17 protein-coding genes, 1 tRNA gene and 1 pseudogene are annotated in these 17,744 nt (G+C 41.3%); 10 read left to right on the top strand and 9 right to left on the bottom strand.

Annotated elements, in window-relative coordinates; genetic code table 11:
• Positions 1–224: 224 nt before the first annotated feature.
• Together STRDD04_RS00305 and STRDD04_RS00300 are read left to right on the top strand one after the other, a co-directional pair.
• Positions 225–296, top strand: a tRNA-Arg gene (locus tag STRDD04_RS00305).
• A gap of 53 nt (positions 297–349) precedes the next feature.
• Positions 350–739 carry an NUDIX hydrolase gene (locus STRDD04_RS00300; protein ID WP_062198358.1) on the top strand — a complete coding sequence of 130 codons (390 nt, stop codon included), beginning with the start codon at positions 350–352 and terminating at the stop codon, positions 737–739.
• A gap of 74 nt (positions 740–813) precedes the next feature.
• Here the strand turns inward: STRDD04_RS00300 and STRDD04_RS00295 are convergent, their stop codons facing one another.
• Positions 814–1,800, bottom strand: a complete 987-nt coding sequence (locus STRDD04_RS00295) for an L-lactate dehydrogenase (RefSeq protein WP_062198356.1) — start codon at positions 1,798–1,800, stop codon at positions 814–816.
• 209 nt (positions 1,801–2,009) lie between these two features.
• On the opposite strand from STRDD04_RS00295, the gene gyrA reads away from it, so the two are divergent.
• Complete coding sequence (gene gyrA / locus STRDD04_RS00290; protein ID WP_062198354.1) at positions 2,010–4,466, top strand: DNA gyrase subunit A; 2,457 nt, start codon at positions 2,010–2,012, stop codon at positions 4,464–4,466.
• A 39-nt stretch (positions 4,467–4,505) separates the two neighbouring features.
• Entirely contained in the window at positions 4,506–5,219 is a 714-nt protein-coding gene (locus tag STRDD04_RS00285) for a class A sortase (RefSeq protein WP_062198353.1), read from the top strand.
• 51 nt (positions 5,220–5,270) lie between these two features.
• Here STRDD04_RS00285 and STRDD04_RS11660 read toward each other — a convergent pair.
• A pseudogene (locus STRDD04_RS11660) lies at positions 5,271–5,336 on the bottom strand (hypothetical protein); the annotation flags it as partial.
• Between the two features lie 177 nt (positions 5,337–5,513).
• Here STRDD04_RS11660 and radC point away from each other — a divergent pair.
• Positions 5,514–6,197 carry a RadC family protein gene (radC, locus tag STRDD04_RS00280; protein WP_062198351.1) on the top strand — a complete coding sequence of 228 codons (684 nt, stop codon included), beginning with the start codon at positions 5,514–5,516 and terminating at the stop codon, positions 6,195–6,197.
• A 245-nt stretch (positions 6,198–6,442) separates the two neighbouring features.
• Here the strand turns inward: radC and STRDD04_RS00275 are convergent, their stop codons facing one another.
• From STRDD04_RS00275 to STRDD04_RS00255, 5 genes are all read right to left on the bottom strand, one after another.
• A complete protein-coding gene (locus STRDD04_RS00275) occupies positions 6,443–7,090 on the bottom strand; it encodes a redox-sensing transcriptional repressor Rex (RefSeq protein ID WP_062198349.1) in 648 nt (215 codons plus the stop codon).
• A gap of 133 nt (positions 7,091–7,223) precedes the next feature.
• Complete coding sequence (locus tag STRDD04_RS00270) at positions 7,224–7,571, bottom strand: DUF1831 domain-containing protein (RefSeq protein ID WP_062198347.1); 348 nt, start codon at positions 7,569–7,571, stop codon at positions 7,224–7,226.
• A gap of 1 nt (position 7,572) precedes the next feature.
• Positions 7,573–8,685: a cysteine desulfurase family protein gene (locus STRDD04_RS00265; RefSeq protein WP_062198345.1), complete on the bottom strand. Its 1,113-nt coding sequence runs from the start codon at positions 8,683–8,685 to the stop codon at positions 7,573–7,575.
• A 12-nt stretch (positions 8,686–8,697) separates the two neighbouring features.
• Positions 8,698–9,654 (bottom strand): ribose-phosphate diphosphokinase, encoded by a 957-nt coding sequence (locus STRDD04_RS00260; RefSeq protein ID WP_062198343.1) that lies wholly within the window; start codon positions 9,652–9,654, stop codon positions 8,698–8,700.
• A gap of 69 nt (positions 9,655–9,723) precedes the next feature.
• Entirely contained in the window at positions 9,724–10,293 is a 570-nt protein-coding gene (locus STRDD04_RS00255; protein ID WP_062198341.1) for a CYTH domain-containing protein, read from the bottom strand.
• A 96-nt stretch (positions 10,294–10,389) separates the two neighbouring features.
• Here STRDD04_RS00255 and STRDD04_RS00250 point away from each other — a divergent pair, with 96 nt between their 5' ends.
• The 5 genes from STRDD04_RS00250 (at position 10,390) to mutY (ending at position 15,170) form a co-directional block, all read left to right on the top strand.
• Positions 10,390–11,061, top strand: coding sequence for a GTP diphosphokinase (locus tag STRDD04_RS00250; RefSeq protein WP_062198339.1), 672 nt, complete (start codon positions 10,390–10,392; stop codon positions 11,059–11,061).
• Positions 11,045–11,863: an NAD kinase gene (locus STRDD04_RS00245; protein ID WP_062198337.1), complete on the top strand. Its 819-nt coding sequence runs from the start codon at positions 11,045–11,047 to the stop codon at positions 11,861–11,863. The genes STRDD04_RS00250 and STRDD04_RS00245 overlap by 17 nt, the downstream gene beginning before the upstream one ends.
• Positions 11,860–12,747, top strand: coding sequence for an RluA family pseudouridine synthase (locus tag STRDD04_RS00240; protein ID WP_062198335.1), 888 nt, complete (start codon positions 11,860–11,862; stop codon positions 12,745–12,747). Before STRDD04_RS00245 ends, STRDD04_RS00240 begins: the two co-directional genes overlap by 4 nt.
• A gap of 25 nt (positions 12,748–12,772) precedes the next feature.
• On the top strand, positions 12,773–13,750 hold the full coding sequence (pta, locus tag STRDD04_RS00235) for a phosphate acetyltransferase (protein ID WP_062198333.1): 978 nt from the start codon (positions 12,773–12,775) through the stop codon (positions 13,748–13,750).
• 256 nt (positions 13,751–14,006) lie between these two features.
• Positions 14,007–15,170: an A/G-specific adenine glycosylase gene (gene mutY, locus STRDD04_RS00230; RefSeq protein ID WP_062198331.1), complete on the top strand. Its 1,164-nt coding sequence runs from the start codon at positions 14,007–14,009 to the stop codon at positions 15,168–15,170.
• 39 nt (positions 15,171–15,209) lie between these two features.
• Here the strand turns inward: mutY and STRDD04_RS00225 are convergent, their stop codons facing one another.
• Together STRDD04_RS00225 and STRDD04_RS00220 are read right to left on the bottom strand one after the other, a co-directional pair.
• Positions 15,210–15,557, bottom strand: a complete 348-nt coding sequence (locus STRDD04_RS00225) for a DUF6568 family protein (RefSeq protein ID WP_062198329.1) — start codon at positions 15,555–15,557, stop codon at positions 15,210–15,212.
• 123 nt (positions 15,558–15,680) lie between these two features.
• Positions 15,681–17,399, bottom strand: coding sequence for a phospho-sugar mutase (locus tag STRDD04_RS00220; RefSeq protein ID WP_062198327.1), 1,719 nt, complete (start codon positions 17,397–17,399; stop codon positions 15,681–15,683).
• Between the last annotated feature and the right edge of the window lie 345 nt (positions 17,400–17,744).

Here is a 17,744-nt window from a genome sequence, read left to right as displayed (position 1 = left end):
TTGCTAAAAAGCCCTTGTAATATTGAAAGCCTATGTAGCGGAATATCCAGATGCTTTTCTTAGAGAAATCGGGGAGCATTTCTATTTTAGTACGTTTTATGTTTGGACTGCTTTAAAACAAACTAGTCTCACTTCAAGAAAACTTTTACAAACGTAAATTTTATGCTAGAATTATCCATTTTGACTTGTATTTTCTCTAGAAATTAGTTATAATAATTAAGTTACCACCCTTAGTGTAATGGATATCACGCAAGATTCCGGTTCTTGAGATGGGAGTTCGATTCTCTCAGGGTGGATAGATTATTTTACGCAAGGCTCCAGTTGATTGGAGCCTTTTTTGGAGGTCAATATGCCGGTTAAACTAATTGCCCATAGTTTGATTCGCAAAAATGGAACATTTCTTTTGATTAAACGAAGCAAGATTAAAAGGGGGAGACCGAATGTTTTTCCGAATTATTGGGATATTCCTGGTGGTGGGGTAGAAAACGGAGAGCTATCTAGAGATGGAGCTATTCGTGAAGCCTTGGAAGAAGTGAATCAAGGAATTGAAATTTTGAAAGTGATTCATGAAGATAGTCATTATGATGAGGAGAAGGATACGGTCTACACACGAATCGTGTATGAGTCTGAAATCATGGACGAGAGAGAAATTATCCTAGATCCAGAAGAACACGTAGATTATCGCTGGATAACGTCACTTTCTGAAATGGAGGGACAGTTAGTAGTCCCTTATTTGTAATCTATTTTTGAAGAATATAAAATTTAAGACACCAAAAAACAGCTTTCCTAGTTAAAGGAGAGCTGTTTTTAGGATTAGTTTTTAGATGCTGCTTGGAATTCTGGATTCTTCCATGCTTCGTCAATGATTGCTTGCAATTCTTTAGCAGATGCTTGCATTTTTTGAGTTTCTGCATCGTTCAATGGGATGTTTACTGGACGTACGATACCATGGGCACCAACGATAGCTGGTTGACCGATAAAGACATTATCAACCCCATATTGGCCTTCTTGGAAGACAGAAAGTGGAAGAACTGCATTTTCATCGTCAAGGATAGCTCGAGTGATACGAGCAAGGGCTACAGCAATACCGTAGTAAGTTGCACCTTTTTTGTTGATGATAGAGTATGCAGCATCACGAACGGAGATGAAAAGTTCTACAAGGTCAGCTTCGTTCAAATGACGATTTGCCTGCAGCCATTGTTCCAATTTAACACCGGCAACGTTAGCGTGTGACCATACAGCGAACTCAGAGTCACCGTGCTCACCCATGATGTAGGCATGGACTGAACGCGCATCAACACCGATTTTAGCAGCCAAAGCTTGGCGGAAACGAGCTGAGTCAAGTGAAGTACCTGAACCGATGACACGTTCTTTAGGGAAACCTGAGAATTTCCATGTAGAGTATGTCAAGACGTCAACTGGGTTAGCTGCCACAAGGAAGATACCATCGAAACCTGAAGCAACAACTTGTTCAACGATTGATTTGTTGATGGCAAGGTTCTTCCCTACAAGGTCAAGACGTGTTTCACCTGGTTTTTGAGGGGCACCTGCAGTGATGACTACAAGATCAGCATCTGCACAGTCTTCGTATTTAGCTGCATAGATTTTTTTAGGTGAAGTAAAAGCAAGCGCGTGGCTAAGGTCTTCTGCGTCACCAACAGCTTTGTCAAACAATTGAGGGATTTCGATAATACCCAATTCTTGAGCGATACCTTGGTTAACGAGAGCAAATGCGTAAGATGAACCTACGGCACCGTCACCAACAAGGATGACTTTTTTATGTTGTTTAGTAGCAGTCATTTCTAAACATCTCCTTATTTTTTTTAGGGATTTTCTCCCAGTACATTTACATTCTATCACTTTTGGCACATTTTGTCACGGAGAATAATCAAGTTTAGCCCTTAATTGGTTGATGTAAACGTTTTTATCTTTGGTTTAAAATGCTGAAAATACGGGGAAAATGTGGTATAATGAGATAGTGATTTAATATTGAAATGAGGCATTTTTTAATGCAAGACAGAAACTTAGTAGATGTCAATTTGACCAGTGAAATGAAGACCAGTTTCATCGATTACGCAATGAGTGTGATCGTGGCTCGTGCGCTTCCAGATGTTCGTGATGGTCTCAAGCCGGTTCATCGCCGGATTCTCTATGGCATGAATGAGCTGGGCGTTACGCCTGATAAGCCTCATAAGAAATCAGCTCGTATCACAGGGGATGTCATGGGTAAGTATCACCCGCATGGAGACTCCTCTATTTATGAAGCGATGGTGCGGATGGCTCAATGGTGGAGCTATCGTTATATGCTGGTAGATGGTCATGGAAACTTCGGTTCTATGGATGGAGATGGAGCCGCTGCCCAGCGTTATACAGAAGCACGTATGAGCAAGATTGCTCTAGAGATGCTTCGTGATATTAATAAAAACACTGTTGATTATATTGACAACTATGATGCTAGCGAGAGGGAGCCTGTCGTTCTTCCTGCTCGCTTCCCTAACTTGCTTGTAAATGGTGCGACAGGGATTGCAGTTGGGATGGCGACCAATATCCCTCCGCATAATCTAGGCGAGTCTATTGATGCAGTTAAGCTGGTTATGGACAATCCTGGGGCAACGACTCGTGACATCATGGAAGTCCTACCTGGACCAGACTTTCCGACTGGGGCACTGGTGATGGGCAAGTCCGGTATTCACCGGGCTTATGAAACAGGTAAGGGCTCAATTGTTCTTCGTTCTCGCACTGAAATCGAAGAAATGAAAAATGGCCGTGAGCGAATTGTCGTAACCGAGTTTCCTTACATGGTTAATAAAACTAAGGTCCATGAGCATATTGTTCGTCTAGTGCAGGAAAAACGCATTGACGGTATCACAGCTGTTCGCGATGAGTCCAACCGAGAAGGAGTGCGCTTTGTCATTGAAGTTCGGCGCGATGCCTCTGCTCATGTCATCCTAAACAACCTTTTCAAGCTGACTCAGATGCAGACCAATTTCAGCTTCAATATGCTGGCTATTCAAAATGGTGTGCCGAAGATTCTATCTCTGCGTGAGATTTTGTTGGCCTACATTGAGCACCAAAAGGAAGTGGTGACTCGCCGGACAGCTTTTGATAAAGAAAAAGCAGAAGCGCGAGCTCACATCTTGGCTGGTTTGCTGATTGCGCTGGATCATATCGATGAAGTCATTCGCATTATCCGTAATAGTGAGACAGACGCAGAAGCCCAAGCTGAATTGATGGCTAAGTTTGAGCTATCTGAGCGCCAGAGTCAGGCTATACTTGACATGCGTCTGCGTCGTCTGACCGGTTTGGAACGCGATAAAATTCAATCAGAATATGACGAATTGATTGCTTTGATTGCGGACTTGGCTGATATCTTGGCTAAGCCAGAGCGGGTCAGTGCTATTATCAAAGAAGAGTTAGACGAGGTCAAACGTAAATTTGCAGATGACCGTCGGACTGAGCTGATGGTAGGAGAAGTTCTTTCTCTAGAAGATGAAGATTTGATTGAGGAAGCGGACGTTTTGATTACTTTGTCTAATAAAGGCTATATCAAACGTCTGAATCAGGCTGAATTTACTGCTCAGAAACGTGGTGGCCGCGGTGTTCAAGGAACTGGTGTTAAAGACGATGACTTCGTCAAAGAGTTGGTTTCAACGAGCACCCACGACAGATTGCTCTTCTTCACCAATAAAGGTCGAGTTTATCGTCTCAAAGGATATGAAATCCCTGAGTACGGTCGGACAGCTAAGGGCTTGCCTGTGGTCAATCTCTTGAAGCTGGATGAAGGTGAGACGATCCAAACTATTATCAATGTCCAACAGGACCGCAGTGATGATTCCTACCTTTTCTTTACAACCCGTCTTGGTGTGGTTAAACGGACCAGCGTAACGGAATTTGCTAATATCCGTCAGAACGGTCTGAAGGCTCTGAACTTGAAGGATGAAGATGAACTCATCAACGTCTTTCTGACGGACGGTGCAGCAGATGTTATTATCGGTACCAAATTTGGTTACTCTGTTCGTTTCAATGAAACAGCTGTGCGGAATATGAGCCGTATTGCGACTGGTGTCCGCGGGGTTAATTTGCGAGATGGCGACCAGGTTGTTGGGGCGAGTGTAATTGCTGAGGGAGATGAAGTACTTGTCATTACTGAAAAAGGGTATGGGAAGCGAACTCTTGCCAGCGAATATCCTACCAAGGGCCGTGGTGGTAAAGGGATTAAGACAGCTAATATCACGGATAAAAACGGACCGTTGGCGGGTCTGATGACCATTACTGGTGAGGAAGATTTGATGATTATCACCAATACAGGTGTCATTATCCGAACCAGTGTTGCTAATATTTCTCAGACGGGCCGCGCGACGATGGGAGTGAAGGTTATGCGTCTGGATCAAAATGCACAGATTGTAACATTTACAACGGTTGCTCCAGACGAAAAAGATGAGATTGAAGAAAGTAAAGAAGATTAGAAGGAGAATGAAGTTGCCTAAAGAAAAAAGAAATTCAGTATTAGGAATTTCATAATCAATATTATTTCCACTCTTCTGATTCTTATCGCATTGGCCCTTATCTTTAATTCGTCTATTCGGAATATGATTATGGTTTGGCACACCAATCAATATCAGATCAGCAAGGTATCACAAAAATCAATCGAAAAGAATAAAAATGCCAAAACGAGTTTTGATTTCAAAGGGGTTGAATCTTTATCGACTGAAGCAGTTATCAATGCCCAATGGCAAGCGCAGCAATTGCCAGTCATTGGGGGGATTGCTATCCCAGAAATATCCATGAATTTACCAATTTTCAAAGGTTTAGACAATGTTGGTCTCTACTACGGAGCAGGCACCATGAAAGCAGAGCAACAGATGGGCGAAGGAAACTATGCTTTGGCTAGCCACCATGTTTTTGGTATCACTGGTGCCAGCGATATGCTCTTTTCACCGCTTGATCGCGCTAAAGAAGGAATGAAGATTTACATTACAGATAAAGAAAAAATCTACACTTATATCATTTCCAGTATCGAAAATGTCACCCCTGATCGTGTTGATGTAATTAATGATACAGAAGGGGTAGCAGAAATCACCTTAGTCACATGCGAAGACGCAGCTGCAACCAGTCGGACTATTGTCAAAGGAAACCTCGAAAGTACGATTGATTATGACAAAGCACCAAAAGACATTTTAGATGCTTTCAGTAAGTCGTACAATCAAATGCAGATATAATTAAAAATGTTGAAATGAAGTGTATTAACCCCAAAAAAGTTTGATAAATAATTATTGAAAGGATTGGATCCTATATTTAATAGGACTCAGTCCTTTTAGTTTTGTTTTGAACTGTCTATTGTTGTGCTAAACATTCTAATCCGTAATAGCTTTTTCTAACTCATCAAGCGTATGATATGATTTTTCATGACCATAGAACATGAACTACACCTCAATTGTTAGATTTTAGGATGTAATTCATTTATTTGGGTTCTTTTTTCATTAAATCTCGAATAAGTAAATAAGGAGGTTTCTATGTATCGTATTTCATTTCAGGATGACATTAGCATCATGCCGCGTGAACGGCTGATAAGAGAAGGGGCGGATAAACTCAGCAACCAGGAATTGCTATCCATATTTTTACGAACGGGTAGCAAAAAAGAAACTGTCTTTCAAGTTTCTCAAAGGATTTTATTATCTATTTCTAGTTTGAATGATTTAAAGTATCTGACTTTGCAAGAGTTGCAAACTATTTCAGGAATTGGCCCTGTGAAAGCAGTTGAGCTTCAGGCCATTATTGAGCTTGGCTGCCGCATCAATAAAGCAGAAGTGCTGGAGAGGGAGCAAATTCTTGGAAGTCAAAAACTGGCTCGTAAAATGCAGGTTGAATTGGGAGATAAAAAGCAGGAATGTTTGGTTGCTATTTATCTTAATAGTCAAAATCAGATTATCCATCAGCAGACAATCTTTATGGGAACGGTGACCAGAAGTATCGCTGAGCCGCGTGAGATTCTACATTATGCTCTCAAACATTTGGCGACATCAATTATCCTTGTGCACAATCATCCTTCGGGAATGACTCTGCCTAGTAGAAATGACGATGAGGTCACCAAACACATGAAGGAAGCCTGTGAACTGATGGGCTTGGTTCTTTTAGACCATTTAATCGTCTCAAAAAATAATTATTATAGCTACCGTGAAGAAACTGATTTGATCTAAAGTTTAGTAACTGCATCATCAAATATAGTCAAGTTGTTCTAAACAGAGATTTAGGGTGCCATGGAACGCCGAAAAAATTGATTTCCATTGGTCAATGTTCATTCAATGGCATTGACTCCTTTAGCACGGGAACCGCAGGATAAAATTATTTGAAAAACTTGCACATTGGAAGTCACTCTTTTGTTTCCTGTTATTCCAATAAATGGGCTACTTGTAAAATAATCTATGTTACTCTAGCATTAGCATCAACTTTTTTTCTTTTTCATGAAATAAAGGAGAGTTTGTAATTCGCTTGTTAAATCAACGTATTGAACAACAATTTCCTTTGGAAGGGTGAGATGGACAGGTGAAAAACAGAGAATTCCCTTAATCCCTGCTTTGACTAATACAGAAGCAACTTCTTGGGCTTTGAGACTCGGTACAGTTAGGATAGCTGTTTGTACATCTCCTGACTGTACTTTTTCTTTAATTTCTGAAATGCCGTAAATTGGCACACCATCGCTGGTGGTTGTACCGACATCAGGATGATCATCTGTATCAAAGGCCATGACGATTTTCATTTTATTTCGTTCATGAAAACGATAGTGGAGAAGTGCTTTTCCCATATTTCCGACCCCGACAATCATAACGTTGGTGATAGAGGTGTCATTTAAGAGATCGGCAAAAAAATTCATCAGCTTTTTGACATCATAGCCAAAACCTCTGCGACCTAATTCACCAAAATAAGAAAAATCTCGTCGAACGGTGGCAGCGTCTATACCGATAGCTTCTGCGATTTGTTTTGAATTGGCCTTTTCAATATTTTCCGAATTAAATCGTTTAAAAATCCGATAGTAGAGCGAGAGCCGCTTAGCTGTAGCACGGGGAATAGGATTACTTTTTTCAGTTGTCACAAAATCACGACCTTTCTATCTCTATTCTATAGAAAGTTTGTGAAAAATGCAACTAATTTGATAGGTAAAACATTAAGCTAAATTATGAGGAAATTAAACGGAATAGAAAAAAGCAAAATTGCGAGAATTTTGCTTATTGGGGCGTTTTTTCAAAAATTTGTCTTTCAACTAAGCTATCCATCAGGAAATAAAACTTTTGCTGAATAATGTGATGGCCTTCAGATTTGAAAATATTAACCAATCTTAAACCAGATTTGTCTGTAATGTTGATTTTGAATCCAGTTAAATCTTTGTTTACGATGATTTTGAGCAGGAAGCCATTATCGCTGTTAGGAACAGCTTCAAGTAAGCGAGAAAGCTCATAATTACCGACCTTTGTTTCAGCAAATGTATTGTCGCGTAGCGTAAATTTCTTAACATTGGGATGAAGCGAGTAGTTGAAGTCGCAGTTTGGTAGACTTACAGATGTTTGAAAAGCCATCTTATCCTCCTAGTATTTCTTTGAGTTTTTTGCTAAAATCTTTAATTTCTTCGATGGTGGTCTGGTCTGAGACACTGATTCGGATGGATTCATTTAAGCGTTCAGAGTCTTGTCCATAAATGGCTTGCAAAACATGACTAGGCTGAACAGCCCCAGCCGTACAAGCAGAGCCAGTTGAGATTGAAAATCCATTTAGATCCATTTGGAGTAGAAGGAGATCATTCTTGTGATTTGGAAATCCAATATTGATAACATAAGGGAGGCTGGGCTGACTTTCGTTTAGGTAAAAATCTATATCCGATAAATCGTCCAGCAGAGTATCTTTTAACAGCTGGGCATGTTCAAGGTTTTCCGCTAAATGATTAAAACTTTCAGAAAGTGCAGTTGCCATTCCGATGATGGAAACTAGATTTTCTGTACCTGCTCGATGTTTGGTTTCTTGATCACCGCCGTGCATAAAATTATCAAAATCCATCTTGTCAGCATAGAGAAAGCCGACACCTTTTGGTCCATGGAATTTGTGGGCTGATGCACTCAGAAAATTGATTCCCCATTCTTCTGGATAGACGGGGAGCTTACCAATGGCTTGAACAGCATCGACGTGAAAAGCAGCAGGATGATCCTTAAGCATTTTTCCAATTTCTTGAATTGGCAGCATATATCCTGTTTCATTGTTGACAGCCATGACAGAGACAAGGATGGTGTCAGGTCTGAGAGCACTTTTTATATCTTCAATTCGGATTTGGCCATCCACCGGCTGAACAATCGTTGCTTCAAATCCAAAGCGCTCAACCAGATATTCAACCGGTTCTAAAACAGCATGGTGCTCAATAGCGGTGGTGACAATATGTTTGCCTTGAGCCTGATGATGCAGAGCATAGCCTTTAATAGCGGTATTATTACTCTCGGTTCCTCCTGAGGTAAAGAGAATATTTTTGCTCCGAGTATGCAGAACTTTAGCAATATCTTCGCGGGCTTGTCTGAGAAGTTTATTGGCTTCCCGACCGTGGCTGTGGGTACTGGAAGGATTGCCAAAGACCGCCATTGCCTTAGTCATGGACTCAATCGCAACAGGCGACAAGGCAGTCGTAGCAGCATTATCTAAATAAATCACAAGGTTTTTCCCCTACTTTTTTTGATAAGCAAACAACGGGCTGACTGGCTTTCTTTCCTGAATCAGTACGATAGCATCACCAATCAATTCGCTTGCTGTGATATATTTTGTATTTTCAGGAATTCTTTCTTTTGTGTCAACGGAATCGGTAACAAGTATTTCCTTGATTGGAGCATTGTCCAGCAATTCAGCAGCTCCTTTAACAAAAAGTCCATGGCTAGCTACAGCATAGATTTCGATAGCGCCTTCACGATTCAAAATTTTAGCAGCTTCTGAGAAAGTTCGACCGGTATTCAAAATATCATCGATTAAAATAGCTTTTTTGCCTTCAACATCACCGATGATATAACCTTCAGAACGACCTGCTTCATCCTCTCCATAGTCAATGATGGCGATTGGAGCGTCTAGGTATTCCGCCAGGCTACGAGCACGTTTGACACCTGAATTTTTAGGGCTGACAACAACCACATTTTCACCAGTCAATCCCATACTGCAGTAGCGGTCGGCAAAGAGCGGAATGGTAATAAGGTTATCAACTGGAATATCGAAGAAACCTTGGACTTGAACTGCGTGAAGATCCAGAGAAACAACCCTGTCTACGCCTGCACCAACCAGCATATTTGCTACAAGCTTAGCAGTAATCGGTTCTCGTGGGGCAGCTGTTCTGTCTTGACGCGCATAACCGAAGTAGGGCATGACGACATTAACAGTATTGGCACTGGCACGTTTACAAGCGTCCACCATAATCAATAATTCCATCAAGTGATTGTTCACCGGAAAGCTGGTAGATTGAATGATGTAGATATCATAGCCACGCACGCTCTCCTCAATATTAATCTGAATTTCACCGTCTGAGAAATGCTGTGATGATAGCTTACCTAAAGGTTTTCCTACTGCTTTAGCAATCTTTTCAGCGATTGCGTGGTTTGAATTGAGGGAAAAAAGCTTCATATTTTTTTTGTCTGACATTAGATTGACCGTCCTCTTTTTGACTCTTTTGATTTACAACTCTTATTCTACCAAAAAAATAGGATTATTTCAGCTATTTGACAAGTTTTCGGCAAATCTTGCAATTTTGCTTTTTCCTGTTTTGTATTCAATTTGCTTCTCTTGTAAAAAATCTGCAAATTTCTGTCTACCAGCAACAAAATCCTTGACTTCGACTTCTAATTCGAAGTCATTTTTATCAAAATAATAGTTCTCATCTAGGGCGAAAAGACCAATTTCATGCTGTTTTTCATAACGGATGGTTTTGAGCGAGCCCAAGATTCTCAATTTATCAATAGGAATCTCCTGCTCCCGAAGTAATTCTAAAATTTTCCCATCTGGGAAAAGATTTTCTTGTAAAACTTTTTGCGTCTCTTGCTTAGTCAATAGTTGATTGTATTCCAGATTTCCGATTTCTTGAGGAATCTTTAAAGTAAATTCGGCAGCAGAAGGAGTGGTTCTGATTCGCAATGCTATGCGTGCATCACGAAGTGCAAAATCGGCAGAATCAATGTAATAATTGATTTGGGTAACAGGTTCGATCTCTTTGAAAAACGGGAGTAATTTTTTATGCTCGTCTTCGGTCAGCATGGTTTTAAATTCAATCTCTAAATAATCCATTTTCAGTCCCTTTTCGTTTTTTTTGAAAGCGATTTATGATATAATTACTATTGTGTTTATTTTATACAAAAAATGATAATATGACAAGGTATGTATATGACATTAGATTGGGAAAATTTTCTGGATCCCTATATTCAAGCTGTTGGAGAATTGAAAATCAAGCTTCGAGGTATTCGTAAGCAATACCGCAAACAGCAGCGCCATTCTCCGATTGAATTTGTAACTGGTCGGGTAAAGCATGTTGAAAGTATCAAGGAAAAAATGACTGCTCGCGGGATTCGGGAGGAAAACCTAGCCCAGGAGATGCAGGATATAGCTGGGTTGCGCATCATGGTTCAATTTGTTGATGATGTGAATGAAGTCTTAAATGTTCTGCGAATGCGGACAGATATGCGGATTATCCAAGAGAGAGATTATATCACCCATAAAAAATCCAGTGGCTATCGCAGCTATCATGTCATTATTGAATATCCGGTAGATACGATTAGCGGGAACAAGGTTATTCTAGCAGAAATTCAGATTCGTACCCTGTCCATGAACTTTTGGGCAACGATTGAGCACTCTTTAAACTATAAGTACAAGGGAGAATTTCCAGAGGAAATCAAAAAACGCTTGGAGATAACGGCCAATCTAGCTTACCAGCTTGATGAAGAGATGGGGGCCATTCGTGATGCCATTCAAGAAGCGCAAGCTCTTTTTGACCCTCTGCACCGCAAGCTAAATGACGGTGTTGGAAATAGTGACGATACAGATGAAGAATACAGGTAAAAAAATAGCGCTTATCCGCAATCGCAAAAGACAGAGTGAGGAAGTTTTCCAAACTTTGATGCAAAAGTTGAGAAAGGCAGGCTTTATCCTGACACCGAAAAATCCGGATATCGTGATTTCTGTCGGCGGAGATGGGATGCTGCTATCAGCTTTCCATAAATATGAAGATCAACTGGATAAGGTCCGCTTCGTCGGTGTTCATACAGGACATCTGGGTTTCTATACTGATTATCGAGATTTTGAACTGGATAAATTAGTGGAAAATCTGAAATTGGACACAGGAGCAAAGGTTTCTTATCCGATTTTAAATGTTAAGCTGACCTTTGAAAATGGTGAAACGCGGACGATTCGCGCACTCAATGAAGCAACGATTAAACGCTCCGACAGAACCATGGTAGTTGATGTGATTATTAATAATGTTCATTTTGAGCGTTTCAGAGGAGATGGGATTTCTGTCTCAACGCCGACTGGAAGCACAGCTTATAATAAATCTTTGGGAGGAGCAGTCCTGCACCCAACGATTGAAGCCTTGCAAGTAACAGAGATTGCCAGTCTTAATAATCGAGTTTACCGCACCTTGGGCTCTTCGGTCATCGTTCCTAAAAAGGATAAGATTGAGCTGGTGCCGACACGCAATGATTACTATACTGTAGCGGTTGACAACCAGACATTTTCTTGTAACAATATCGTCCGGATTGAATACCAAATTGATAATCATAAGATAAACTTTGTCGCTTCACCCAGTCATACCAGTTTTTGGAATCGTGTAAGAGACTCCTTTATCGGGGAGTGTCAGGAATGAGATTTGAATTTATTGCTGATGAGCATGTCAAAGTTAAAACATTTTTGAAAAAGCATGAAATTTCCAAAAGCCTTCTGGCTAAGGTGAAGTTCGCAGGTGGTAATATCTTTGTCAATGATCAGCCTCAAAACGCTATCTATTTACTAGATATTGGCGATAAGGTGACAATAGATATCCCAGCTGAAAAAGGCTTTGAAACTCTAGAAGCCGTAAATCGCGATTTATCCATCATTTATGAAGATGAGCATTTTCTAGTTTTGGATAAGCCTGCTGGGCTAGCCAGTATTCCCAGTGTCAATCATTCCAATACGATGGCAAATTTTGTCAAAGGTTACTATATTCAGCAACATTACGAAAATCAGCAGGTTCACATTGTGACGAGATTGGATCGCGATACCAGTGGTCTCATGCTCTTTGCAAAACATGGCTATGCACATGCAAGACTGGATAAGCAGCTGCAGAAAAAAATGGTTGAAAAGCGTTATTATGCGCTGGTCAAAGGAAGCGGTAAACTTGAACCAAAAGGAGATATTATTGCACCGATTGGGCGGAATCCTGAGAGTATCATCACCAGATGTGTGACAAAGAATGGGAAATATGCCCATACTAGCTACAAGATTGTGGAGCGGTTTGGAGATGTCTATTTGGTTGATATTCGTCTGCATACTGGACGAACCCATCAGATTCGTGTGCACTTCGCTCATCTTGGCTTTCCGTTGTTAGGGGATGATCTCTATGGCGGAACTTTGGAAGCGGGGATTACTCGGCAAGCCTTGCATTGTCATTTACTAAACTTTTATAATCCATTTTCCGGACAACAGATTGGTCGCTCCAGTCCTTTGCCAGAAGATTTTAAACAGGTTATTCAGAATTTAAAAAATTAAGAAGAAAAAGGAGTTTTAATAAACAATGAAAATTTTTGAGTCTATTCGTGAAGCATTAAAAAACAAGGAAGTGAGAATTGTCTTACCAGAAGGGGAAGAACCTCGTATTCTGCAGGCAACAAAACGGATTGTGAAAGAAACGAGCATTACACCAGTCCTTTTAGGGAATCCAGATAAAATTAGCATTTATCTTGAAATCGAAGGAATTACGGAAGGCTATGAAGTTATCGATCCGTCAAACTGCTCTTGTTTTGAAGAAATGGTTGCTGCTTTGGTGGAACGCCGTAAAGGCAAGATGACAACTGAAGAAGCTAGAAAAGTGCTGACGGAAGATGTCAATTATTTTGGTGTTATGCTGGTCTATCTTGGAAAAGTACATGGAATGGTTTCAGGTGCTGTCCATTCTACGGCTGCAACTGTCCGTCCAGCTCTTCAAATTATTAAAACTCTTCCGTGGGTTTCTCGTACATCTGGTGCTTTTTTGATGGTGCGTGGTGATGAGCGCTATGTCTTCAGTGACTGTGCTATCAATATTGATCCAGATGCTAGTATTCTAGCTGAAATCGCAGTTAACTCAGCGCTGACGGCTCAGATATTTGGCATTGATCCTAAGGTAGCTATGCTTAGCTATTCTACCAAAGGATCTGGTTTCGGGGAAAAAGTGGATAAGGTGGTTGAAGCGACGAAATTGGCCCGAGAAATGCGTCCTGACTTAGTTATTGATGGTGAGTTACAATTTGACGCAGCATTTGTGCCGGAAACTGCTGATCTAAAAGCTCCAGGAAGCCCAGTAGCTGGCCAAGCAACCGTTTTTGTCTTTCCAAATATTGAAGCTGGGAATATTAGTTACAAGATGGCAGAGCGTCTGGGTGGCTTTTCTGCGGTCGGACCGATTCTTCAAGGTCTCAATCATCCAGTGAACGATCTTTCTCGTGGCTGTAATTCAGATGATGTTTACAAATTGACTTTGATCACTGCTAGCCAAGCGGTAGGTCACTATTAAGAAAAAGATTCTGGGAAAAATATGCTGCTTCAAAGTTTGTAATCTAACAAACCAATGATTCAGTGCTGATGGTGCTCTTCCGTCGCTTTTCAATCTTGGAAAAGCATCAAAAAGAGGAGAACAAATTTTCTACATTTCTAACCTCAAACAGTTTGAAAGACTGTTTGACTCTTGTGGGGTGGAACGACGAACTGAATTAAAAAAGTTTAGTTCTGTTCCACTCCTTTTTTCAATTGCTTATGCTATACTAGATGATATGTTAGACTTGAAAAAATACGGAATTGAGATGTGGGAGGAAGACAAGATTGTTTCCTTCCGCCATAAATTATTAGCTTGGTATGATGAGCATAAGCGTGATTTGCCTTGGCGACGGACAAGCAACCCATATCGTATCTGGGTTTCTGAGATTATGCTGCAGCAGACTCGGGTAGATACAGTCATCCCTTACTACAAGCGGTTTCTTAAGTGCTTTCCAACAGTAGCTGATCTGGCTCAGGCTCCGGAAGACAGACTTCTGAAAGCATGGGAGGGACTGGGCTATTATTCCCGGGTCCGCAATATGCAGGTGGCCGCCCAGCAGATTATGTCTGATTTTGGTGGGACTTTTCCAGCTAACTATGAGGAAATCAGCAGTCTCAAAGGAATCGGGCCTTATACAGCGGGAGCGATTGCCAGCATCGCTTTTGGTTTGCCTGAGCCCGCAGTCGATGGCAATGTCATGAGGGTGCTGAGCCGATTGTTTGAAGTAGACTTAGATATTGGTCAACCTAGCAATCGTAAGGTTTTTCAGGCGATGATGGAAATATTGATTGAACCAGACAGGCCTGGAGATTTTAATCAAGCTCTGATGGATCTGGGGTCAGATATCGAAGCCCCTGTTAATCCTCATCCAGAAGACAGTCCAGTTAAAGAATTCAGCGCAGCTTATTTGCACGGAACCATGGACAAATATCCCATTAAGGCACCTAAAAAGAAGCCGATTCCGGTTTATCTGCAGGGCTTGATTATCGAAAATGAACAGGGACAATTCTTGCTTGAAAAGAATGAGGCGGCTGGTTTGCTATCTGGTTTTTGGCATTTTCCCTTGATTGAAGTCGAGGAATTTCAAACGGAAGATCAGCTGTCACTTTTTGAGGTTGCTGAAAATCAGCCTAGTCTGGGTTTATCACCCCAGGAAAGTTTTGAACAAGATTATGATTTGACTGTCGATTGGCAGCAGCAGTCGTTTCCAAAAGTGCAACATGTGTTTAGCCATCGCAAGTGGCATATCCAGCTGGCTTATGGTCAGGTTAAAGATAGTCAACATGCAGCGGCTGGGGAGGTCTTATGGCTTCATCCAGAAGATTTTGTCAATTACCCCTTTGCCAAACCTCAGCAGAAGATGTGGCAAGCATTTGAGCAGAGACAAACACGAAGTTAAAAAACTGAGAACCACTTGGTCTCAGTTTTTTTGAGCATTTTATAGGTTGCCGAAAGCCTTAATCTCCTCAGCTGTCATGGATGAATCACAGCGCACAGTGACTTGACCGCCTTCAGTGTGGAGAAATCCTGGTACGGTCGGAATGCTATATTCAGAGCGGAAGGCTTGCAGTTTATCCAACTCACCGCTTTCTTCACTGTTGATGAAGAAAATATGCGCCTTAGTATCAGCGACAACGCTAGCAAGAGTAGTAGCGAATTTACGGCAGTAAGGGCAAGTTTTACGACCGACGAAGAAGGTGGCTGTTTCTTTGTCAGCAATCGCCTGACGAGCTCGGTCTACAGTTGTAAGTTCTAAATCTTTAATGTTTTGAGCAAATTGTTGCATAAAAATCCTCATTTCTTTTGATAGAATTAGTATGCCATAAAATACAAAAAAATGCTTGATTTGGAAATGAAAAACCAGAGAAAGGAGAATCCGGTCTCTGGTTAATTAAGTTATAGCCTGGTCTTATTTGATAAACTCATTGATTTCTGCTTCGATAGCCGCAATTTTGGCATGAGCATCTTCATTTGAATCACCGACAACAGCGATGTAGAACTTGATTTTTGGTTCTGTTCCAGATGGGCGGACAGCAATCCATGAACCGTCAGCCAAGGCGTATTTGAGGACATCACTTGGTGGAGTTGTCAAAGCTGTAACGCTACCATCTGCAGCGGTAGAAGTCTGAGCCTTGAAGTCTTCTGTAACAGAAATAGCAGTAGCATTGAAGTCTTTCGGACCATTGTCACGGAATTTGCCCATAATAGCTTTGATTTGCTCAGCACCGTCAACACCAGACAGGGTCACAGAGATAGTCTTTTCAGCAAAGTAACCATACTCTTTGTAAATTTCTTCGATACCGTCAGCCAGAGTCAAGCCACGTGAACGGTAGTAGGCTGCAAGCTCAGCTACAACCAAAACAGCTTGGATAGCGTCTTTATCACGTACAAATGGCTTAATCAGATAGCCGAAGCTTTCTTCAAATCCCATCATGTAGGTGTGGTTGTGTTTTTCTTCAAATTCTTGAATCTTTTCAGCGATAAATTTGAAACCAGTCAGAACGTTGAACATGGTTGCGCCGTAGCTTTCAGCAATCTTAGTTACCAAGTCGGTAGAAACGATGGATTTGCAGAGAGCTGCGTTTGCTGGCAGAGTTCCAGCACTCTTATGAGCTTCTAAGATATATTTAGCCATGATAGCTCCGATTTGGTTACCAGAAAGGTTGAGGTAGCTACCATCTTTTTGCAGGACTTCGACACCGACACGGTCAGCATCTGGGTCAGTTGCTACAAGCACATCTGCACCAACCTTGCGACCTAATTCTTCAGCCAAGGCAAAGGCGGCCTGACTTTCTGGGTTAGGAGATTTAACAGTAGAGAAGTCTGGATCAGCGACAGCTTGTGCTTCAACGACTTGGACAGAGTCAAATCCTGCTTGAGCCAAAGCGCGACGAGCTAACATTTCACCAGTACCATGAAGAGGAGTATAAACAATCTTCATGTCTTTGCCGTATTCGTCAATCAGTTTTTGGTTGATGTTGACATCTTTGACTTCCTTAAGGTATTCAGTGTCAACTGCATCACCGATGACCTCAATCAAGCCAGAGGCTTTTTCTGTTTCAACATCAGCCACTTCGATAGCAAAAGGATTTTCAATCGCACGGATGTAGTCAGTCAGAGCGTCAGCATCGTGTGGTGGCATTTGCCCACCGTCTTCGCCGTAAACTTTGTAGCCGTTAAATGGAGCAGGGTTATGGCTGGCTGTAATCATAATACCAGCAAAGGTCCCCAAATGGCGCACTGCAAATGAAAGCTCTGGTGTTGGGCGTAGGCTTTCAAAGACATAGGACTTGATGCCGTGTTTGGCCAAAACAGCAGCGGATTCAAAAGCGAACTCTGGTGAGAAATGACGGGAATCGTAGGCGATGGCTACACCGCGTTTCTTAAACTCTTCACCTTTTTCTTCAATCAAGCGAGCCAATCCTTCAGTTGCTTGACGAACAACATAAATATTAATCCGATTTGTACCAGCTCCAATCAGGCCACGCATCCCAGCAGTACCAAACTCAAGGTTTGTATAAAATGCATCTTCCTTGGTTTTTTCGTCCATGCCTTCTAAATCTTCCCGAAGATAGTCAGGAAGTTCAGCGAAATCAAGCCATTTTTGGAAGTTATCTTGATAAGTCATAGGTGGAGTCTCCTTTGTATTTAAGATAGAAAATCAACTTGCGACTTTTCTCAGATTTGAGATAGAGCACAGGGATTTTCTGATTAATTTAATCGCTTTCATTGTAACATATTTTCATAGCTTTTGAAAGTGTCGACCTAAAAAATCCTGAAATACTTTTGAAAAATGAATAGTAGCGCAAAAGAAAAATAACCACACTAGATAGTCTGACACTCAGCAGTCTAAAAATAATCTGAGTTCGCATACCTTATAATAATGATAAAAAGCTAAGACAAAACCAGTCTTAGCTTTTAAATTATTGACTTTCAGTCCGTCTCGCTCCGTTAGGTGCGAGACAAATAAACC

Source organism: Streptococcus sp. DD04 (genome assembly GCF_001578725.1).
Taxonomy (GTDB): domain Bacteria; phylum Bacillota; class Bacilli; order Lactobacillales; family Streptococcaceae; genus Streptococcus; species Streptococcus sinensis.
Note: the sequence above shows the minus strand (reverse complement) of the source record. Positions and strands in the feature narration are given on the sequence as shown.